General features: G+C 67.1%; 22 protein-coding genes. 11 read left to right on the top strand and 11 right to left on the bottom strand.

Translation table 11 applies throughout. The annotated features are described in order from the left end of the window. Positions 1 to 30: 30 nt before the first annotated feature. A complete protein-coding gene (locus ACYQ1Z_RS03790) occupies positions 31 to 1,515 on the bottom strand; it encodes an HNH endonuclease (protein WP_459791166.1) in 1,485 nt (494 codons plus the stop codon). Between the two features lie 151 nt (positions 1,516 to 1,666). Here ACYQ1Z_RS03790 and ACYQ1Z_RS03785 point away from each other — a divergent pair, with 151 nt between their 5' ends. Then, positions 1,667 to 2,278: a GNAT family N-acetyltransferase gene (locus tag ACYQ1Z_RS03785; protein ID WP_459791165.1), complete on the top strand. Its 612-nt coding sequence runs from the start codon at positions 1,667 to 1,669 to the stop codon at positions 2,276 to 2,278. On the opposite strand, the gene ACYQ1Z_RS03780 is transcribed toward ACYQ1Z_RS03785, so the two are convergent. Further along, on the bottom strand, positions 2,275 to 2,871 hold the full coding sequence (locus ACYQ1Z_RS03780) for a DnaJ family domain-containing protein (RefSeq protein WP_459791230.1): 597 nt from the start codon (positions 2,869 to 2,871) through the stop codon (positions 2,275 to 2,277). The two genes, ACYQ1Z_RS03785 and ACYQ1Z_RS03780, sit on opposite strands and share 4 nt — an antisense overlap. Before the next feature lie 56 nt (positions 2,872 to 2,927). On the opposite strand from ACYQ1Z_RS03780, the gene ACYQ1Z_RS03775 reads away from it, so the two are divergent. Next, on the top strand, positions 2,928 to 3,500 hold the full coding sequence (locus ACYQ1Z_RS03775; protein ID WP_459791164.1) for a PaaI family thioesterase: 573 nt from the start codon (positions 2,928 to 2,930) through the stop codon (positions 3,498 to 3,500). A 38-nt stretch (positions 3,501 to 3,538) separates the two neighbouring features. Here the strand turns inward: ACYQ1Z_RS03775 and ACYQ1Z_RS03770 are convergent, their stop codons facing one another. After that, entirely contained in the window at positions 3,539 to 4,036 is a 498-nt protein-coding gene (locus tag ACYQ1Z_RS03770; protein WP_459791163.1) for an SRPBCC family protein, read from the bottom strand. A gap of 12 nt (positions 4,037 to 4,048) precedes the next feature. Then, a complete protein-coding gene (locus tag ACYQ1Z_RS03765) occupies positions 4,049 to 4,381 on the bottom strand; it encodes an ArsR/SmtB family transcription factor (RefSeq protein WP_459791162.1) in 333 nt (110 codons plus the stop codon). A gap of 93 nt (positions 4,382 to 4,474) precedes the next feature. Here ACYQ1Z_RS03765 and ACYQ1Z_RS03760 point away from each other — a divergent pair, with 93 nt between their 5' ends. Next, complete coding sequence (locus ACYQ1Z_RS03760; protein WP_459791161.1) at positions 4,475 to 5,242, top strand: type 1 glutamine amidotransferase family protein; 768 nt, start codon at positions 4,475 to 4,477, stop codon at positions 5,240 to 5,242. Here ACYQ1Z_RS03760 and ACYQ1Z_RS03755 read toward each other — a convergent pair. The 3 genes from ACYQ1Z_RS03755 to ACYQ1Z_RS03745 form a co-directional block, all read right to left on the bottom strand. Further along, positions 5,239 to 5,973: a GAF and ANTAR domain-containing protein gene (locus tag ACYQ1Z_RS03755; RefSeq protein ID WP_459791160.1), complete on the bottom strand. Its 735-nt coding sequence runs from the start codon at positions 5,971 to 5,973 to the stop codon at positions 5,239 to 5,241. The two genes, ACYQ1Z_RS03760 and ACYQ1Z_RS03755, sit on opposite strands and share 4 nt — an antisense overlap. Before the next feature lie 324 nt (positions 5,974 to 6,297). Continuing rightward, positions 6,298 to 7,233, bottom strand: coding sequence for a siderophore-interacting protein (locus tag ACYQ1Z_RS03750; protein ID WP_459791159.1), 936 nt, complete (start codon positions 7,231 to 7,233; stop codon positions 6,298 to 6,300). A gap of 8 nt (positions 7,234 to 7,241) precedes the next feature. After that, a complete protein-coding gene (locus ACYQ1Z_RS03745) occupies positions 7,242 to 8,249 on the bottom strand; it encodes an ABC transporter substrate-binding protein (RefSeq protein WP_459791158.1) in 1,008 nt (335 codons plus the stop codon). A 126-nt stretch (positions 8,250 to 8,375) separates the two neighbouring features. Here ACYQ1Z_RS03745 and ACYQ1Z_RS03740 point away from each other — a divergent pair, with 126 nt between their 5' ends. The 8 genes from ACYQ1Z_RS03740 (at position 8,376) to ACYQ1Z_RS03705 (ending at position 15,434) form a co-directional block, all read left to right on the top strand. Next, positions 8,376 to 9,452, top strand: coding sequence for a FecCD family ABC transporter permease (locus ACYQ1Z_RS03740; protein ID WP_459791157.1), 1,077 nt, complete (start codon positions 8,376 to 8,378; stop codon positions 9,450 to 9,452). Beyond that, complete coding sequence (locus ACYQ1Z_RS03735; protein WP_459791156.1) at positions 9,449 to 10,552, top strand: FecCD family ABC transporter permease; 1,104 nt, start codon at positions 9,449 to 9,451, stop codon at positions 10,550 to 10,552. Before ACYQ1Z_RS03740 ends, ACYQ1Z_RS03735 begins: the two co-directional genes overlap by 4 nt. After that, positions 10,549 to 11,370 (top strand): ABC transporter ATP-binding protein, encoded by an 822-nt coding sequence (locus ACYQ1Z_RS03730; protein ID WP_459791155.1) that lies wholly within the window; start codon positions 10,549 to 10,551, stop codon positions 11,368 to 11,370. Before ACYQ1Z_RS03735 ends, ACYQ1Z_RS03730 begins: the two co-directional genes overlap by 4 nt. 292 nt (positions 11,371 to 11,662) lie before the next feature. After that, on the top strand, positions 11,663 to 11,833 hold the full coding sequence (locus tag ACYQ1Z_RS03725; protein ID WP_459791154.1) for a hypothetical protein: 171 nt from the start codon (positions 11,663 to 11,665) through the stop codon (positions 11,831 to 11,833). 174 nt (positions 11,834 to 12,007) lie between these two features. Next, positions 12,008 to 12,205 carry a hypothetical protein gene (locus tag ACYQ1Z_RS03720; protein WP_459791153.1) on the top strand — a complete coding sequence of 66 codons (198 nt, stop codon included), beginning with the start codon at positions 12,008 to 12,010 and terminating at the stop codon, positions 12,203 to 12,205. 134 nt (positions 12,206 to 12,339) lie between these two features. Beyond that, positions 12,340 to 13,284 (top strand): tetratricopeptide repeat protein, encoded by a 945-nt coding sequence (locus ACYQ1Z_RS03715; RefSeq protein ID WP_459791152.1) that lies wholly within the window; start codon positions 12,340 to 12,342, stop codon positions 13,282 to 13,284. Between the two features lie 83 nt (positions 13,285 to 13,367). Then, the gene (locus ACYQ1Z_RS03710; RefSeq protein WP_459791151.1) at positions 13,368 to 14,213 is read left to right on the top strand and encodes a CPBP family glutamic-type intramembrane protease; all 846 of its coding nucleotides are present in this window, start codon (positions 13,368 to 13,370) and stop codon (positions 14,211 to 14,213) included. Positions 14,214 to 14,318: 105 nt separating this feature from the next. Then, on the top strand, positions 14,319 to 15,434 hold the full coding sequence (locus tag ACYQ1Z_RS03705; protein WP_459791150.1) for a LacI family DNA-binding transcriptional regulator: 1,116 nt from the start codon (positions 14,319 to 14,321) through the stop codon (positions 15,432 to 15,434). A 5-nt stretch (positions 15,435 to 15,439) separates the two neighbouring features. On the opposite strand, the gene ACYQ1Z_RS03700 is transcribed toward ACYQ1Z_RS03705, so the two are convergent. The 4 genes from ACYQ1Z_RS03700 to ACYQ1Z_RS03685 are packed head-to-tail and all read right to left on the bottom strand — an operon-like array spanning position 15,440 to position 20,181. Next, on the bottom strand, positions 15,440 to 16,849 hold the full coding sequence (locus ACYQ1Z_RS03700; RefSeq protein ID WP_459791149.1) for a glycoside hydrolase family 32 protein: 1,410 nt from the start codon (positions 16,847 to 16,849) through the stop codon (positions 15,440 to 15,442). 31 nt (positions 16,850 to 16,880) lie between these two features. Continuing rightward, positions 16,881 to 17,786 (bottom strand): carbohydrate ABC transporter permease, encoded by a 906-nt coding sequence (locus ACYQ1Z_RS03695; protein WP_459791148.1) that lies wholly within the window; start codon positions 17,784 to 17,786, stop codon positions 16,881 to 16,883. A gap of 8 nt (positions 17,787 to 17,794) precedes the next feature. Further along, a complete protein-coding gene (locus ACYQ1Z_RS03690; RefSeq protein WP_459791147.1) occupies positions 17,795 to 18,763 on the bottom strand; it encodes a carbohydrate ABC transporter permease in 969 nt (322 codons plus the stop codon). After that, positions 18,760 to 20,181 (bottom strand): extracellular solute-binding protein, encoded by a 1,422-nt coding sequence (locus tag ACYQ1Z_RS03685; protein ID WP_459791146.1) that lies wholly within the window; start codon positions 20,179 to 20,181, stop codon positions 18,760 to 18,762. The genes ACYQ1Z_RS03690 and ACYQ1Z_RS03685 overlap by 4 nt, the downstream gene beginning before the upstream one ends. Between the last annotated feature and the right edge of the window lie 21 nt (positions 20,182 to 20,202).

Here is a 20,202-nt window from a genome sequence, read left to right as displayed (position 1 = left end):
AAGTCAGGGTACCGCGCACAGACGCCGCGACTACCCGGGCGAGGGTCCTGCCCGGCCCAACACCTGGACAGAGGGCTTTACCTGCCGCCTCCTGCCACCTGGCTTTGTCGTTGCCGGCGCTGAGCCTCCCAGCGGCAGCGCATAAATGGGAGCTCGGGACTTTGGTGTTCCTGGCATGAGTGTCCCCGGGAGGGGTGGTGCGGTGGATTGGTAGGTGTGGCCGGTTGGGGTTTGGAGCTGCACGGTGTGCCGGGCTCCAGGTACTGTGACGGGTTTGGCTGACCAGCCGGGGGTTTCCTTGGCGTGGTTGCAGGCTTCGCAGAGGCCCTGGCCATTACCTGCGGTGGTGGGCCCGCCGCTAAACCACGAGATGATGTGGTCGTCATGCCGGATGGGCGCGTCGCAGTACGGGGTCCGGCAGACATCGTCCCGCACCTGGAGGAAGCGGCGCAGCCCGGGCGGGAAGAACCTGGCCTTCGAATCCATCGCCACCAAATCACCGGTCACGGGTGCTGTGTAAAGCCGGCGGACCCAGGTGCTGAGTCCTTCGCCGCCTGCCCGCCCGTTCACCGGCGAAAGCCCGTTCACTTCCGGAAGGCGGCCCATGGCGGCCCGTCGGGCCCATTCGGCGGGGACGGTTCCGTAGCCGGTGAGCCTGGCGGGTTCGCTGTCGCGCTGGAGCAGGGTGCGGTCGGTCATGACGAGTTGGATCTCGATGCTGCTGACCCCGCCCGCAACACCGGTGGTGCGTTCGACGAGGGTGTCGGCCATGATCTGACCCTTGGACCGCTCGTCCCCGCTGGAGCGCAACGAGTCGGCTTCCTGGGTGAGGGCGGCGTAGGCTGCCACACCCTGGGCGACGGGAAGCAAAGCGGTCAGGTAGGCCATCGTGTCCGGCGCAGGACGTATCGTCACGGTCCGCTCGGTCACAGCATGGCTCGCCCGCTTCGCCACCGACCGCGGGTCGCGCCGGTACGCGGCCGCCTTGACCGCGGAAATGATGGTCCGGTCGCCGGCGCCGTCGAAGGTTCCGGTGTCAGCGGCGAGTTCCTCATCTACCGCCGCCCGGTCTTCCACCGACAAGCACGCCGTCTCCCTCACCAGAAGAGTCGTCCGCCACTCGTTCAACCGCCCGGTCCGGAACGCCGCGAACGTGTGCGGCATCCCGGTCAACGCCCTGGCCAGGCCCAGCAGCCTGCCGCCGCGCGCCGGGGATTCCCGCCGCGCCAACGCCACCTGCGCACCCACTCCGGCTCCCTGTTCCTCTGCCGGGACACCGGCAGCAGCCTGCTCCCGCCGCTGCTGCACATCAAAAGCCACACTGATCTCCGCCTGCCGCGCGGCCACAAATGACTTCAGATCCTCCAGCTGCCGGAGCTGGTCAATCATCCCCGCACCATCAGCCGCCATCCGCACCGTGGCAAGAACCCTCAACGCATCCGCAACAGACGGACCGCCGGAACGAGGCACCTCACGGTGCCCCAGCCCCACTGCCGCCGCCTCAAACGCCTCCATAAACAAAGTCTTCCAGCACCCACCGACATTCCTGAGGACCCAAAACCCCTATGTGGAAAACCCCGGCGAAGAGTGGATCCGGAGGGCAGCCTTAACGGACGCACGGACAGAGCATCCCGCATCCGCCAATTTCCCGTGCACAATAAACGGCGTGGAGAACCTTGAAACCGAGCGGCTGATACTCCGGCGCTGGGAGCCGGCCGATGCCGGTTTTGTGCTGGACCTGTACTCCCGCTGGGAGGTCCAGCGCTATATCGGAAACCCGCCCCGGGTCATGACCGAACTCCACGAGGCCGAGGAACGCATCAGCACGTGGCGGAGCATGCACCACCCCGTCCATGCGATCTGGGCTGTGCAGTTGAAGCCCAGGCCCGCGGACCACAAAAACCTGGCCGGAAACCTGCTGCTGAAAGACATACCGGCCTCGGGCGGCCCGCTGCCACTTCAACCCTCCGGCGACACCGAAATCGGCTGGCATTTCCACCCCGACTTCTGGGGCCACGGCTACGCGACGGAGGCCGCGGCAGCAGTCCTCGCCTACGCGTTCAGGAAGGGCCTGCAGAAAGTGGTGGCCGTGACAGCGCCGGCCAACACCGCTTCGCAACAGGTGTGCACCAGGATCGGGCTGGTCCACAAAGGGCAAACCGGGCGCTACTACAACACCCTCTGCGAACTCTTTGAGCTGGAAAAGGGAAGCCAAGGCGGGACGACGACGGCAGGCAGCGGGCGCCGTCGTGCGCTGCCAGGGAAAGGGGCGGCTTAGCCCGGCCCCTTCCAAAGCCGCTGCCACCACGAGCGGGGCGGCTTAGGTTCCACCGGCTCCTCGACCGCGGCCCGGGAGGCGCGGCGCTGCCGCCAGCGCTCCACTTCGGCGTCGACGTCGCGGGTTTTGGTAATGACCGGCGGACCGCCCTGCAGCTGCCGGCGGGCGTCAATGACCCGCCGGTTGAAGTCCTGCAGCAGGTCGCGGACCTGTTGCTCGGTGTACTGCGCGTCGATGGTTTCGTCCAGTTGCGCGTCCTCGGTGCGGAGCAGGATGGCGGGCGGTCCCAATCCGTGGATGTTTTCCCGCTGGAGCAGGCCCTTGACCCACCAGTCGGGATCATACGATTCGCCCAGGCCGGGGATCGGTTTGCCGGCGTACTTGAGGTTGTCGAACTTGCCCTGGGCCATGGCGTCCCGCACCAGGTAGTCGGCCCGGGCGGCGTCGCTCACCTTGCGGCGCTTTTCCCGCTCCTGCGCCTCCAGGGCGTCCAGGGCAGCTTCCTCCTCGGCGCTGATGCCGGCGCCCCGGTAGGACCGGAGTTCCGCGGCACGTTCCAGCCGTTTCCGGAATTCCCCGCTTCCACCACCCATCGCTGCCACCGCCTTACCTGGGATTACCGCCCTCCTCAAGTTTAAGCTGGCAGGTAGTGCCCATCGAAGAGGGGATCGCCATGGAAGCCACCGGACCGGCGGAACGCACCGAAACCTTCAGCTGGACCGATCCTCGCGTCGGCCTGGAGCACCTGCCCCGGATGTCCGGGCTGGAATACCTCTCCGGCATGCGGGACGGCAGCATCCCGCGCCCGCCCATGGCCGCGCTGATGAACCTTCGTCTGGTGGACGTGCAGCACGGAAGCGTGAAGTTCGAATGCCTGCCCGCCGAGGCGCACTACAACCCGCTGGGTGTGGTGCACGGCGGCCTGGCCTGCACGCTGCTGGACACCGTGGTGGGGTGCGCCGCCCACAGCACGCTCGCACCCGGATTCGGCTACACCTCCATCGACCTCTCGGTGAGCTACCTCCGCCCCATCACGCTCCGGCACAAGCTCCTGCGCGCCGAGGGAACGGTGGTGAAGTCCGGCCAGCGGGTCATCTTCTCCGAGGGGCGGGTCTCCGGCCCCGACGGTGAGCTGCTGGCCACCGCCACCAGTTCCCTGCTGGTTTTCGCTGCCGGGGTGCCCCCGCAGGGCCCGCCTCCCGGGGCCGCAACTAAGGAATAGCGTACGACGGCGGGACGCCCCGCCGTCGTACGCTTCCGTCAGGCGTTGGCGTGCTCGGCGAGGATGCCGTCAATCTGTCCGACGGCCTCCTTGAGGCCCTCTTCCATGCCCATCTGGATCATCTGCTCCAACTGTTCTTCCGACTCGAAGGCGGACAGCATGGTCATGCGGGTGCGCTCCCCCACCTGCTCCAGCGTCACCGTGGCGTGGCTGACGCCGTGTTCAGCGGTGGGGTTGCCGTCACTGTCCGCGAATCCGTCGTTGAATTCCAGCTGCCGCGGAGCATCGATGGCGGTGAACTCCCACCAGCCATGGAACTTTTCCCCCTCCGGGCTTGTCATGTAGTAGTTCGCCTTGCCGCCCGGCACGAAGTCATGCTGGTGGAAAGTGGCGGGATAGGTGGGCGGGCCCCACCAGCGCTCCAGCTGCCGCGGATCCTCGAAGAGCTGCCAGACGCGTTCGACGCCGGCGTCGAATTCTGCGACGAGGGTGAGGGTCAAGGCCTCGGGGTTCTTATCCGTACTGATGACTGTCATGGCAATGCCTTCCTAACCTTCAGCGAGAATGTCGGCCATCCGGGCGGCGCGCTGCCGCCAGATTTGTTCGTATTCGTCGAGCAGCCGCCGGGCTTTCTGCAGGCCTTCATGGTTGCCCCGCACGATCTGCTCCCTTCCGCGTTTCTCCTTGGTTACCAGGGAGGCACGCTCCAACACCGCAACATGCTTCTGGACTGCGGCGAAACTCATGGCGTAGAGCGCCGCGAGGCCGGAGACCGAGTATTCACCGACCGTCACGCGCCGGACGATGTCCCGGCGGGTGGTATCGGCGAACGCCTGGAAAAGGCGGTCAAGTTCGGTTTCGCGGAGCTGATCTACAACCATTTGGTTGTACGATATGCCTGCCGGGCTGCACTGTCAATGGGTCAGCGTGCCGGTTCTGCCGGGTTCAGCCCCTGGGCCGGTAGGTTGATGCACATGAGCATCTTCCTTGCCGGCGCGGGGCCGGATCCCGAGGCCTTTCCCGGCGTGTTCGACCGCTTTGCCCATGAGGTGTCCCGGGCGGCCCGCGCCGGGCAGGCACGCATCGCCGTCGTTGTCCACGACCGGGGCGGCAACCCTGCAGGCCGCCTGCCCGGGTATGTGGAGCCCCTGCGGGCGCGGCTTCCGTTCGAGGCGGTGGAGGTGCTGCTGGGCCCGGGCCAGGCCGTGGACCCGGATAAGTTCGACGGCGTCCATGGGGTGGTTGTGGGCGGCGGACTGACGCCGGCCTACTACGATGGCCTCGTCGGCGCAGCGGAGCGGATCTTCCGTCACGTTGCGGATGGCGCGGCCTACCTGGGATTCTCGGCCGGGGCGATGGTGGCGCCGGGACGGGCCCTGGTCGGCGGCTACCGGGTGGACGGCGTCGAGGTGTGCGGCGAAGAGTGTTCCGAGGACCTGGACGCCCTGGACATCCGGGACGGCCTGGGCCTGGCCCCCTTCACCGTGGACGTGCACGCGGCGCAGGCCGGAACCCTGGGCAGGGCGATCGGCGCCGTCACCGCCGGCCTGGCTGCCAGGGCTGTTGCCATCGACGAGAACACGGCCGTCATCCTCCCCGCCATCGGCTCGGAGGACTACGAGGTCATCGGAAGCGGCAACTGCTGGGACATCAGGCGGAACAGCGGCAGCGTTCCGGGCCAGCCGGAAACGGCTCCGCCAGGAGGGGCGGCCGTCGTCTCTGTCCGGAGGCCACGTCCCTAGCCGTCGAAGTGTGTCTGGATCCGGTCCCCGGACAGCTGCTCGATCAGTTCGCTGGCGACGTCGCGCAGCTTGCGGTTGCGGTTGCTGGAGACTTTGGTGAGGATCTCCATCGCCTCGGCCTGGGTGCAGCGATTCTGCGCCATAATGACACCGCAGGCCAGGTTGATGGCCGTCCGGCTCTCCAAGGCCGCCTCCAGGTCATCGGCCCGGTTTTGCGCGCTGTTGATCCGTACGGACAGGTGCAGGGTGTTGTGGGCCACGGCCGTGAACCCCACAGCTTTCTCATATACGTCCGGGGTGAAAGCACCCGGCTTGGTGGCGAAGAAGTTGAGCGCGGCACGCGCGTCCCCGCTGATCTCCAGCGGCAGGCCCAGCGAGCTGTGCACACCCATCTCCTCCAGTGCGCGGTTGTACCGCGGCCAGCGCTGGTCGCTGACGGCGTCGTCTATCATGACCGCTTTCATCTCGCGCATGGCCCTGATGCAGGGTCCGTCGCCGAGGGCCTGCTCTACACGGTCCAGGTCCAGCGCACGCTGGCTGCTGCCGGCAACGGTCGCAGGCCGGCGACGCAGCCTGAGGGTGACGGCGCACTCGATGGTGTCATTTGCAGCCGCGGAAACCGCCGCCGCGGCCATGCCCGACAGGCCGGAGAGGAATTCCACCGCATTTTCTGCGCCAACAAGGATTTCCTGGAGCTGTTGCACGGACTCGTGATCGGCAGAACTCGACATGGCCCCATTTTACTGTCCGGGCGCAACCCGCCCCGGGGCGTAGAATTCAACATGTCTGCGCGGGACAGCACAGCAGCGGCAGCAGCACAGGGAGTCGTTTCACTCCTCGCCGTGCCGCTGGACTTGGCCGGCAGCGCGCGCGCCGTCCTGAACCTGTACTCCGGGCGCAGCAACGGCTTTTCCAGTGAGGACATCGTGTTCGCCGAGGCCTTCGGAGCCCAGGCCGCCAGCTCCGTGCGCCTGGCACTTCGTATTACCGAACTCAGCGAAGCCCGGCATGACCTGGCGGCCGCTGTGGTTACGCGCGTCTCCGGCGGCAGGAGATCAGCGGCGAGGCGGTGGGACTGGTCGAGGGCCGTGCGCCGTGGGCATGGGAACACCGTTGACCCCGGAACCCGCCTTGCCAAGGCTCCAATAGCCACGGAATTCCGATGTTCTCGAGTCAAAGCCCAGGCCGGCCAGGCAGCGGCGCAGTTTCCTTACCATTCCGGCCTCGGCGCCCACCCAGGCGTATCCGGGCTCCGCGGCGGACCGGCCGGCTGACGCAACGATCTCCCGTTCGAGCAGGAGGCCGCGTGCCACCGTTCCGCGGTCCAGCCAGGTGACGTGGACGCCGTCGGGCGCAGCAAGGGGGAAGGTGTCCGCGGCGTCGGGTACTTCCAGGAAGGCGTGCCCGGTGATGGACGGCGGAAGGGATTCGAGGATCGCACCCACGGCCGGGACGGCCGTCTCGTCCCCGGCCAGGAGGACATGGGTGGAGCTCCCCGGGTTCCAGTTGATGCCGGCTTCCGGCAGCCGGGTGGCGGCCGTGATTGCCGTGGCATCAGGTCCCACCAGCCAGGCCGGCCGCCCCGGGGCGGCATTCCGGGCCCATGCGGAGCCTGGACCGGGCCGGCTCTCCAGGCAGTCGTGCAGGACGAAATCAATGTCCAGTTCAGCGCCTCCGGACAGTTTCCGGAGCGAGCGGACCGTATAGCTGCGGATATGCCCGCGGCCGGGCTGGTCCTGCTTCAGCCAGTCCTGGTACCACCCGGCATCCAGGACGCCGCGCGCCGTGCCGGGAAGGATGGGCGGGCAGCCGGGGTTCGGCAGGAGCATTTTGATCCGGAGGTCCAGCGTGGGGCCAGGGACCCCGAACTCCTCGAGTGCGGGACCGGTTAACGTGATGCGGCGGAAGTGCGGGCTCAGGTCCCGCACTTCCGCCACCACTGCCTCGAACACCCGGACCGGGTGCCGGGAAACCGCCGATGAAGCAGCCATCAGGGGCATTACGGCAGCTGCGGATCCACACCGTAGTGCTTGGCCAGATCGGTGATCACGGCATGGGCACCCTGGATGCTGACCGAGGCGAGGAAGGTGGAGTCGTCAACGTTGATGACCTCGCCCTGGAGCCGCTGCCACAGCGGGTTGGACTGGAAGGTTTCCTGCTGGGCCCGGGCCTTGTCGCCTTCGGCTCCGGCGGGCGTGAAGGCACTGACCATCACCAGCCCGGCGTCGCCCTGCAGGATCTGCTCGGCGGACAGCGGCACGAAGATTTCCTTTTCGCTGTCCGGCTGGTCCTTGGGCCGCGGGATGTTCATGTCCGCCATGATCTCGCCAATAAAGGAGTTGGAGGAGTACAGACGGGCAGTATCGCCGCCGGTGAAGCGGATGAGGGAGTAGGTGGCGTCCGGCTTCTTTGCCAGGATTTCCGCACCCACCTTGGCGGCACGGTCCTCGTAGGCCTTGACCAGCTCTTCAGCCTTGGCCTTCTTGCCGAGGGCTTCCCCGAGGAAAACGACGTTTTCCTTCCAAGTTGGTCCCGTGCTTACCGAGAAGATGGTGGGCGCGATCTTGGACAGCTGCGAGTAGAGCGCCTCGTGGCGGACCTTGGCCGAGACGATCAGGTCCGGCTGGAGTTCCAGGATCTTTTCGAGGTTGGGCTCGGCCAGTGTCCCGACGTTGACGGAATCCTTGGTGGCTTCGGCAACGTCACCCAGGTAAGGGGCGAAGGGTGCTTTAGGGTCCTGCCGGTACTGGACGTAGCCAACCAGGTCGGCCTCAAGCAGCAGGGCTGCGTCAATGTAGCTGGGGTCCAGGGCAACAACGCGCTTGGGGGCCGAGTCAATCGTGGTCGAACCCATGGTGTGTTCCATGGTCAGCGGGAAGCCGGCGCTTTCGGCCGGAGCGGAGGTGGCGCTGCTGGTGCTGGCGGCAGGTGCGCCACAGGCGGCGGTGGCCAGAAGCACCAGGCCGGCGGCGGCAGCGGTGAGCTGCCGGGTGATGCGAATTTTCACGGGGATGCCTTCGGAAAAGATTGCGGGGATGCGACGCATTAGGTAAGGCTTACCTGCGTCTGCCGTAGACTGTAGCAGGATTTGGGGGATTAGCTCACAAACCAGTGACGTAATAGAAGGTCCCATGTGAAAACGCTCTTCGCCGCATCTGAAGCGGACGCCTCCCGCAGGACGCCGCCGGCCGCAACGGGTGTCACTCCGCAGCGGAAGGCACCGCGAAACCGGAAGGCATGGCTTGCCGTTTCTGCCCTGGCCCTGGCGGCGGCCTGCATCCTCAGCATCTGCATCGGCGGCCAGCCGTCCTCCCTGCAGGAGGTCTGGCATGCGGTCTTCACCCCCACGGGCAACGTCATGGACGTCACCATCAACGAGCTGCGCTGGCCCCGCACAGTGCTGGGAGTCTGCGCCGGCATCTGCCTGGGGCTTGCCGGCACCCTGGTCCAGGGACACACCCGCAATCCGGTGGCGGATCCCGGGCTACTTGGCATCAATCAGGGCGCAGCGCTGGCGATTGTGGCTGCCACGGCCCTGGCCGGCGACCTTCCCGCACTGACGCAGGCCCTGCTGGCTTTTGCCGGAGCGCTGGCAGCCAGCGTCCTGGTGTTCATGATCGGTTCCGCAGCCCGGTACGGGTCCACACCGGTGACCCTGGTACTGGCCGGGGCTGCCGTCACCGCCCTCTGCTCCGGCCTGGTGGCCGGCATCGTCCTGCTCAACGACCAGGCCCTGGATACGCTGCGGTTCTGGCAGGTGGGGTCGCTGGCCGGGCGGACCGGGGTCCTTCAACTGGTCTGGCCGTTCATCATTGCCGGCGTGGTCCTGGCCCTGCTCAACATCCGTGCCCTCAACGCCCTGGCGCTGGGCTCCGACACGGCCGTGTCCCTGGGCATCCCGGTCCTGCGGGCACGTGCCATGGGGATCACCGCCGTCACGCTCCTGGCAGGAACGGCGGTAACACTGGCGGGGCCCATCGCATTCGCAGGCCTGCTGGTTCCCCATATCGCCCGCGCCATCACAGGCCCGGACTACCGCTGGCTGGTGCCGTTGTCGCTCTTCACAGGTGCAACCGTGGTGCTGCTCGCGGACACCGCGGGCCGCCTGGTTGCCCGGCCCGGGGAACTTTCGGTCGCCGTTGTCCTGGCCGTGGCGGGGGCGCCTTTCTTCATCTACCTGGCCCGGCGCCGGAGGCTGGCAACGCTGTGACCACACTCAAGAACGCTCCGCGCCCGGCGACCACGTCCCCCGGTACAGGAATCAAAGCTTTCCGGGCCGGCCCCGTCTCCGTCCGTTTCAACTCCCGGGTACTGATGGTGGCGGCCCTGCTGGCCCTGGCCACAGTGGCAGCCATGGCCCTGCACGTGGCCTTCGGCGGCACGCCGCTGGCCTACCCGGACGTGGTGCGGGCCCTGCTCGGGGACGAATCGAACCCCCGGACGCACCTTGCCGTCACCGAGTTCCGGGCACCGCGCATGGTGGCCGCCGTCGTCGTCGGCGCTTGCCTTGCCGCCGCGGGCGCCATCACCCAGACCGTGGCCCGGAACCCGCTCGCCAGCCCCGACCTGCTGGGGGTAACGGCCGGCGCATCACTGGGCGCAGTGAGCGTACTGGTAGTGGCCGGCGGCGGCCACGCCGGACTCAGCGGGCTCGCCGCCACGGTTGGCATGCCTGCAGCCGCGTTCGCCGCGGGCATCGTCAGCGGAGTTGCTGTTTACCTGCTGTCCTACCGGCGCGGACTGGACAGCTACCGGCTGGTGCTGGCGGGCCTCGGCATCTCCGGCCTTGCCGCAAGCCTCACCACCTGGATCCTGACCCTGGGCGATGTGACCAGCGCCGCCCAGGCGCTGACCTGGATGATGGGCTCACTGAACGGCAAGGAGTGGGAAACCGTCCAGCCCCTGGCGGTCAGCGGCACCGTCCTGCTCCTGGCCGCAATGCTGGGCGGCAGGTGGCTGCTGCTGACCAGCCTGGGCGAGGACACCGCCGTCGGACTGGGCACGCGGATCGGTGTGGTGCGCCTGGTTGTCCTTTCGATCGCGGTCCTGCTCGCATCCGTGGCCACCGTGGCGGCGGGTCCGGTGGCCTTTGTTGCCCTGGCCAGCCCGCGGATCGCCCGGGCCCTGGCGGGAACGGTCATTCCATCCGTCGGTGTTTCCGCCCTGGTGGGAGCGATTTTCGTCCTGTTGGCGGATACCTTGTCCGCAAATGCCCTGGCCGCTCCCCTGCCGGTCGGTGTGGCCACGGCCGTCGTGGGGGCACCCTTCCTGATCCACCTGATCCTCAAATACCAGCGGAGGCTGAGTTGAACACGTCCATCCGGCAGCATGACGGCCTCCGCGCCCAGGACCTCAGCCTTGGCTACGAGGGCGCCGACATCATCAGGGGCCTTTCGCTCGCTATCCCCAACGCCCGGGTGACCTCCATCATCGGCCCCAACGGCTGCGGCAAGTCCACCCTCCTCAGGGGGCTGGGGCGGCTGCTCGCCCCGCGGGCCGGCGAAGTCTTCCTCGACGGAACCCCGCTGCGGCAGCATTCCACCCGGCACGTTGCCACCCGGATCAGCGTGCTGCCGCAAACACCCACCGCACCTTCGGGACTTACGGTGGCGGACCTCGTGTCCCGGGGCCGGCACCCCCGGCAAAAGTGGTACCAGCAGTTCTCTGCCGCCGATGAATCAGCGGTTGAGTCCGCATTGGCCGCCACCGACATCCTGGACCTGGCGGATACACCCCTGGATGACCTCTCCGGCGGACAGCGGCAGCGGGCGTGGATTTCGATGACCCTGGCACAGGAAACCGGGATCCTGCTGCTGGACGAGCCGACCACGTACCTGGACCTGGCACACCAGGTGGACGTGCTTGAACTCATCCGCCGGCTGAACCGGGAGCACCAACGGACCGTGGTGATGGTGCTGCACGACATTTCGCTCGCGGCGCGCTACTCGGACCACATCATCGCAATGAAGGACGGCGCGATCGCCGCCCAGGGCAGCCCGGCGGACGTCATCACCCCGGAACGCCTGCTGGATGTGTTCGGCCTGGACGCCCACGTCGTAGCGGAGCCCACGGAGGGCAGGCCGCACGTCATTCCGCTGGGAACGGTGTCGGCCCCCGCCCACGCCTGACCGGCAGCAACCAGGTAGCAGTAGATGTCGTTTTGGCCCCCCAAAACGACATCTACTGCTACCCAGTTGGGAGGGGACGTGATGAGATTCACTTGCAATAAAGGGCATTTTGGTTGAGAGGCCTCTTTCAGTTTGGGCACCATGGAAGGGCAGGGCTGAAGCACTTCGGCCCTTTCCATCCTGGTGACGCAATGAGGCCCACCGGCGTGCCCTTCCGGGCGGCCGACGCCTCAGGGCGCGAGCAGGCCGTTTTGCCGGCTTCAGCCGGACCGATGCAAGGAAGTACGAAACAATGACGTTTGACGCTGCCGAATCCGTGACCCACAAGATCTGGGACCGTTCGTCCGTGCACCACACCCTGGACGCCCTGGTGGAGGATCTCTCCGTCCGCCACAACACCGGCAATATCGCCGTCACCTCCAGCGGACCCAACACCTTCACCCTCAGCGTTAACCCGTCCTAGGTCCCGTCGCCCTGGTGCGATTGATCACACCAGGGCTTATGTGATTGCCAAATTACCCTCCGCCCGGCAACATGGGAGGAAGGGAATGCGCTTTCCCAATTGCTCTTGCCCTCGCCGAGGAGGGCACGGCCTGGACGACCGGGCCGCCAGACCGCAAGAAATGGAAGTTGAATAATGACGTTCGATGCCACTCATTCCGTAACCCTGAAGATCTGGGACAAGGCTGCCGTCCACCACACGCTGGACGCGGCCATCAGCGATCTTTCCGCCCGGCACAACACCACCACCTGCCGTGTCGCGGTGACCGCCAGCGGCCCCAACACCTTCACGCTCAGCCTTCGCGGCGAGGAAAACTCCCTGGCCAGCGCCTAGCTGTCCGGCACGCCGAAGAAGCGGACGACGGCGGGACCTCCCGCCGTCGTCCGCTGTCCTTTAATGCTGCGGCCCTTTTCCACACCCCGTACTTTGCCGTGGTGTCCTGTGAGGGCTGACGGCATACTGGACGGGTGAGAGGTCGCAATTGGCGGTACTCCGGGCAGCCGCGCGGACCGCAGGACGTGTGGACCGAATGGACGGCCGCTGACGAGGCCGGGGAAACGGCGCGGGCGGTGGAGCTGGCCGCCGAAATGCTGAGGGTGGCGCCCAACTCCTTCTACGCCTGGTTCCACGCAGGACTGCTCTCGAAGGCGCTGCACCAGTGGACTGACAGCCTGGAACGCAATGCCCGCGCCGTTGAACTGTTCACGGCCGTGGAGGCCGCGGATTTCGAAGGCGTCAATCCGGCCGCGTGGAATATGGGCATCGCCGCAACAGCCCTGGGCGACTGGAGCACCGCCCGGCGGGCGTGGGCAACCTACGGCATCGAAGGCCTGGGGACGGGTTTCGAGCCGATCGACACGGACTTCGGCCCGGCACCCATCCGGCTCAATCCGGACCAGCCGAGCATCCCGCACCAGGTACTGCCGTCCCTCGGAACCACAGAAGTGATCTGGTGCTGGCGGCGGAGCCCGGCCCACGCCGTCATTGCCAACGTTCCGCTCCCGGAGTCGGGCCACCGCTTCAGGGACGTTGTCCTGCACGACGGCGAACCCAGAGGGTTCCGGCGCGTTGGCCAGCGGGAACTGGCGGTGTTTGACCAGCTTGGCCGGCTGGAGGATTCGGGCTTTCCCACCTGGGAGGCGCAGGTCGCCGGCGCCACCGCGGAGGAACTCGAAGAACTCACCGACCTCCTGGAAGGCAAGGGCCTGGGCGCCGACGACTGGTCGGGCATGCGCCTGCTCTGCGCGGAATGCTCGCGAGGTACACCGGATAAGGGGCACCACCATGACCCGGCACCCACCGGGGTGGCCTTGCTGGGACTGGCCGGCTCCGAAGCCGTTCTCACGGGAATCCTGGACGCCTGGCTCGACCGCCGGCCAGCGGTGGAGCTGGAACTGACGCTGCTCTGGTGACCGGCGGGTCCTCGTCCCGGGTCCTGGCGGCAAGTAGACTTTTTGGCATCCATCGCAAAGCGCCACCAAAGCATAGGGACGTGATGAGGCAGCAATCCCCGGCGCAAGCCGAACTCCATGGGGCGGAGACCGGAAAGCCCGCCCGCATCCCACTGGCGGTAATCCCGGCAGCCCTCGTCTCGGCGTCGGGCTTCCTGCTGTTCGCCCGGGAGGACCGGCTGTCCGGCTTCCTGCTCCTGGCCGCGGCCCTGGTCCTCGCGGGAATCGTCAGCCGCCGGCTCCTGGTGGACCTGGCCCTGATCGGGGTGGGACTGACGGCCATGAGCCTGGTACCCATCACCACGGACATCAGCACTGAGCACATGGCTGTGATGGGAACGGCCATGATCCTGGCGGTAGGCATCCCCTACACGGTTTCCCGGTTCATCACCAGGGACCATGCCATCCGCTTTCCCATCAGGACGGGCCAGCGGTGGACACGCGCGGAAAAGTGGTACCTGCCGGCGGTCCTGGTGATCGGCTACGCGCTGATGCCGGTGTACATGATCCGCACCGGCGTCTACAACAACTGGCCCGCCGTCAGCGACGTGGACGGCATCGCCCGTCTCTTCCTGGGCACCAACGTGCTCGGCATCTGGGATGAACTGTTTTTCATCTGCACCACCTTCGCCCTGCTCCGCCGGCACCTTCCGGACTGGCAGGCCAACCTGCTGCAGGCGGTGCTGTTCACCTCGTTCCTGTGGGAGCTCGGCTTCCACGCGTGGGCGCCGTTCTTCATCTTCCCGTTCGCCCTGCTCCAGGCGCGGCTGTTCACGGTGACCAGGTCCCTGTCCTACATCGTCAGCGTCCACCTCCTGTTCGACTTCGTCCTGTTCCTTGTGCTCATCCACGCGCACAACCGGGAGTGGATCGACATCTTCCTGTACTGACACACTTCCTGTGATGGCACACTTCCTGTACTGGCCCGCCTCACACCCTCACACGCGTTAGGTAAACTGCACCCAACAGTAGTTTTGCCATCAGAGGGATGCAGCATGAATCGCAAGGCCACCGCACTGGACGTCGCCAAGCTTGCCGGGGTTTCGCGCAGCGCCGTTTCCCTGGTGCTCAACGGGCGCGGTGACGGCAACGTCGCGCTGGAAAGCCAGCAGCGCATCCGGGAGGCGGCCGCAGCGCTCAACTACAGTCCCAACAAAATTGCGCTGAGCCTGCGGAACCAGCAGTCGCGGGTCATCGGCATCGTCTCGGACCAGGTGGTCACCAGCCCGTTCGACGGAAACATCATCGCCGGCGCTGACGCGGTTGCCAGGGAACACGGGTTCGTCACGGTTGTGATGGACACCGAACTCGATGAGTCCCGGGACGAAGGAGCCGTGGAGACCCTCCTGGACCGCCAGGTGGACGGGCTGATGTACGTCACCGTGGGCCTGCGTCCGCTGCACGTCCCCGCAAACATGGAGCGGGTTCCCTCCATCCTGGCCAACTGTTTTGATGACCGCCCCGAGGCGGGGGTGCCCGCGGTCATCCCCGATGAGGTCCGGGGCGGGCGTGAAGCCGCCGAACACGTGATGTCCCTCGGCCACCGGGACATCGCCTTCCTCGCCGGCGACTCCCTCACACCGGCGGCCCCGCGCCGCATCGAAGGCTACCGCGACGCTTTCGTCCGGGCCGGCATGCCGGTCAATGAAGCACGCATCCTGCAGGTGGGCTGGGACATCGACGCCGGGTTCCACGGCACCATGAAGCTCCTTGAAGGAGTGGAAGCATCACAACGGCCTACGGCAATCCTGTGCGCCAACGACCGCCTGGCCATCGGCGTCGTGCTGGCCTGCTACCGGCTGGGACTCAGCGTTCCGCAGGATGTGTCCGTGATGGGTTACGACGACGAGTTCCGCATCGCGAAGGCCATGGTGCCGGCGCTGAGCACCATGGCCCTCCCGCTGCGCGAGATGGGTGCCGCCGCCATGACCTCGCTGCTGCGGGACGTGGTTGAGCAGCGGACAGGCCAGGCAGGCGCCGCCCAGGATGCCGCGACGGATGCTGCACAGGAGGCCGGTCCGGACCGGGCCGGCAGCAGCACCATGGAAACCATGGTGCCCTGCCGTCTGGTACTGCGGGATTCCACCGGCCCGGTACCGGCCGGGCGCTGACGTCGTTACCGCGGCCGGCCCAGCTCCCACACCTCGGCCGTGGCACCGGCGGGAACGGTCAACTGCCACCGCTCCCCCGGCGCCGGGTAGGCACGGAGGGTGCTGGCGACGGATCCCGTCCGGTACACCTCCACCACGGAAGCATCCACAAAGATCCGCAATTCTTCCCCTGCCCGCAGTGGTCCGGTGAAGACGGTCTGCTGCCCGCCGTCACCCACCAGCAGGAGTTCGACGCCGGTGTCCCCGGCGCCCGCGGCAGCTGCACCGGGGGCGCCGGTAACCAAAGCGCCGGTGACCAGGGCCTCGGCGAACGGCGGCAGTTCCACGCTGCCTTCCCCGCTCCGGGCCACCAGGTCCCCGCGGTACGCGTCAATCTCGGGGGCAGGCCTCACCGCGAGTTCCCCGCCAACGACAGAGAGCTCGCGGGGGAAGGTAAGGACACCGGCCCAGCCCGCGGCATCGATCTCATCCTGGCTGCGGCCCCGCCGGCCGTCACGCCCGGGTCCTTCGTTGGCCCATCCCCAGAGCAGCGCCCGGTCTTCGAGTGCCACGATCTGGGGTGCGTAGAAGTCCCGGCCGAGGTCCGATTTTCCCCCGCTGCGCGGCACAAACACCGGCAGTCCGCTGGCCGTGTCCTCCGTGAGCGAGCCCACCAGATGGCCTACGCCGTTGGCGTGTTCATGCGCGTCGCCGGAGAGCCACAGCGAGAACATCGCCACCCATGTATCCGCGCCGGAGCTGTCCGGAACCCGTACCAGCTGCGGGCACTCCCAGATCTCCGCCGGTGTGAACCGCCCGGCCACGGGATTCTCGGAGGTGAGCCAAACGCCCTGGTATGTCCACTCGGACAGGTCCTCGACCGTGTACAGCAGGAGCGCGGCATGCCCGTTGGCCAGCCCCGCCCCCTGCATGGCGTAGCGCTTGCCGTTGAAGTGGAAGATGAAGGGGTCCCGGACGGCCGTGACGTCACCGCCGGGCATCCTGGCCGCAACATGGCCCGTCTGGTCCCAGTGCACCAGGTCCTCTGAACCGCGTGCGATGACCACCTCGGAGTGGCCCCCGTCGCCACGGACGCCTGAATACGCCGCGGTGGGGACGCCGCCGTCGTCCGTGACCACGCCGGTCCAGCAGCCGTACTCATCAGGGCCGCCCGGCTGCGGGCGGAGCGCCACGGGGTGTTCCTCCCAGCGGACCAGGTCCGCCGAACTCACGTGGCCCCAGGTGATCCGGTGGTGCCGGGCGGAGTCCGGATTGTACTGGAAGAAGACATGGTAGCGGCCGTTGATGCAGCTGACACCGTTGGGATCGTTGATCCAGCCCTGTGCGGGGCGGGGATGGAACCGCGGGAAGGCGGCATCGGGATGGGCGGCGGCGACATCGTCGAAGGAGATGGCGGCGAGGTCCGGGGTGGGCATGTGGCGCCTTTCGGGTGTGACGGGTGAAGGGTTATTTGCCGGTGCCGGCGGTGAGGCCGGCCTGGAGTGCGCGCTGGCCGAACATAAAGACCACCAGCGCCGGGATCATGGACAGGACCACTCCGGCCAGGACCACCGAAATGCTGCCGGTGCCCAGGTTGCCCTGGAGCGAGACGAGTCCCAGCGGCAGGGTGAAGTTCTGTTCGGAGATGGTCAGGATGAGCGGCCGGAAGAACTCGTTCCAGTGGAAGTTGAACGCGAGGATTCCCACGATCGCCATGCCTGGCATGGCCAGCGGCGCGTAAACCGACCGGAAGGTCCGCCATGGTGAGGCGCCGTCGATGGAGGCGGCTTCCGCGAGCTCGGTGGGAAGACCCAGGAAGTACTGCCGCATCAGGAAGGTGCCGAACGCCGTCGGGATGGCCGGCAGGATCAGCGCGAGCAGGGTATCGGACAGGCCCATCCCGCGGATCAGCATAAATACCGGAACGATCGTGACCTGCACGGGGACCATCATGGTGGCCAGGACGATGGAGAACAATGCGCCGCGGCCGCGGAATTTCAGGTGCGCGAAGGCGTACCCGGCCAGGGCTGCTGAAACCATCTGGCCCACCGCGATCAGGCCCGTGACCAGGGCGGAGTTCAGCACCAGCAGGAAGATGTCCAGCTGCTGGAACACCTGCCCGTAGGAGGTGAAGTCCGGGTTCCAGGGGATAAACGACGGCGGCAGCTTGAAGGATTCCGACGGCGATCGCAGCGACGTGGAAAGCGTCCACAGCACTGGCCCTAGCGTCAGGGTTGCGGCGATGAGCAGCAGGACGATCCGGATGACGGCGTTCCAGCTGAACCTGCGGCGGTTGGTGCGCACTTCCGGAAGGCCCTCTGAGAGCCGGGGCGCGGGCCCGGATGCCAGGCCGTGCTCTGTTGTGGTGGTCATGGCTGGCCTTACTGGTAGAAGACGAATCGTTTGCTGAGCCGGAACTGCGCGGCCGTGATGCCCATGATGATCAGGGTGAGGAGGACGCCGATCGCGGACGCCTGCCCGAATTCGAGCCGCTGGAAGGCAGATTCGAAAATCACCATGACGGCGGTACGGGTGGAGTCGCCGGGGCCGCCGCGGGTGAGGACATACGGCTGGTCGAAGACCTGGAGCGCGCTGATGATGGCCATCACGGATGCCACCAGGGTGGTGGGGCTGAGCAGGGGCAGGGTGACATGGACGTGTTTGCGCCAGCCGGTGGCACCGTCCAGCGATGCGGCCTCATACGTTTCCACGGGGATGGAGGCGAGCCCGCCAATGAACAGCAGGAACGAGAAACCGAAGTTCTGCCAGACATAGACGAGGATCACGACGGCGGCGGACCCGCCGGGGGTGGTCAGCCACGGGACCGCGGGGATGCCCACCAGGGACAGCAGCCAGTTGACCACGCCGAACTGTTCGTTGAAGAGGTAGCGCATGAAGATGGACACCGAGGCCGCCGAGAGGATCAGCGGGAAGAAGAAGGCGGAGCGGAAGAATACGCGCAGCCAGGCCGGCATCTTCTCCTGGACCATGACGGCCAGGGCCAAAGCCAGGCCCAGCTGCAGGGCCACGGCCACCACCACGAACACGATCGTGTTCAGGAAGGAGACCCGGACGGTGGGGTCCTGGGCCACCTCGGCGAAGTTGTCGAAGCCCACGAAAGTGGGGGCCGAAATGATGTCCCAGCGGAAGAAGGCCAGGACCACGGAGGCCACGATGGGGATCAGCGTGAACAGGCCCATGCCCAGGACAGTGGGCGCCAGGAATACCCAGGCGAGCCAGCGCTGGCTGTGGCGGCTGGCGGCGCCGCCCTGCCGGGCCCGGGCATGATCCCGCCTGTCTGGCCGGGTTGCCTGCCGGGGCTTTTCCCGCGGCGGGATGGTGGTGCTCATGGCTGCCTCCTCAAGGCAATTTCAAGGTCGCGCTGCATCGATGCAAGGGCCCGCTTGAGCTGCTGTTCGTCACCGCTGACGGCGAGTGAGACGTTTTTCATCAGGGCTGTTTCGACCGCCGCCTGCTGCGGCGGTGCCGGGATGGGGCCGGTGGTGGGGAACCTGTCCAGGGTGTCGTAGAAGACCTTCCAGTGCGCAGGTCCCTTGCCGGCGTACAGCGACTCGTTCACCATGGACCGGCGCGCGGGTGTGGTGGCGGGGTTCGGAAAGATCAGTTCCATGGCCTCGCGGCTGGAGCTGAACTTGATCCACTCCCACGCGGCGTCCTTGTCCTTGGCGGTCTTCATCATGGCGTAGCCGGCGGTGCCGAACTGGTGCCGCTGGGTCTTCCAGCGGGGGAAGAACTGGACGTCGAAGCCGTTCTCCCCCATGCCGGCCTCGTGCAGGCCCTGCACCCAGTACCCGCCGGCGGGTGTGGTGCCGATCCGGTTGGAGGCGAACAGGCCCACCAGGGAGTTGCCGCCGCCTTCCTCCGGCCGGACGCCGAGGCCGTCCCTGACCAGGCCGCGGAGGTAATCGAAGGACTCGAAGACGCGGTCGTCATTGGCGTTGGGTTCCAGCCACTGGTATCCGCCGGAGCGAAGGCTGCGCGACGGGTCGCTGGCGTAGAAGCCGTCCCAAAGCCAGTCGCCGCCGCTGGACCTGGTCTCCTTGAGGAAGCTGGTGTCGTTGGCATACAGCCAGGGCACCACGCCGCCGAAGAGCCGGTTGGTCCAGTAGTACGGCGTGAAGTCGGACGGGCGGGCCTTCTTCATTGCGGCCAGGCCGGCCCGGAAGTCCAGGTGCGTCCAGTCGTCCGCCGGCCGGCCCAGCCCCGCCTCTGCGAATGCGGCGGTGTTGTAGTACATATTGGCTGCGTTCCAGTCCATGGGGAGCTGGTAGAGGCTGCCCTTGTACATGAACGCTTCCACCAGGCTGGGGTGGACGTCGCTGAAGAATTCAGCCATGTCCGCGGCGTCCCGGCGGATGTACTCGTCCAGCGGGTGGGCGAGCTTCTCGGCGAACAGTTGGGCGCCTTCCGTGGCCACGTAGACCACGTCCGGCGGGGTGCCGGCGGCAACCATGGTGAGGATCTTGGTGAAGAAGTCCTTCCAGTCCACGGCCTGGATGGCCTGGACCTTCACCTTGATCTCCGGGTGGATGCGGCTAAAGGCGTCGATGGCACGCTGGCGGGCGGCGGCGTCCGCGGCGGTGCCCAGGATGGCGATGCTGAGGCTGTTGTCCCCGCGGCCGGGGATGTCCGTCCCGGAGAGCCGCGGCCACGACGCCACGGATGCTCCGATGATTCCAGCGCCCAGGGCACCCAGGGCTGTGCGGCGGGTGATTTGCCGCAGGTGCCCGTCGATGGGTCCGGTCATGTCTAATTCCTTCCTAACACG

The organism is Arthrobacter sp. AD-310 (assembly GCF_054656615.1).
Note: the sequence above shows the minus strand (reverse complement) of the source record. Positions and strands in the feature narration are given on the sequence as shown.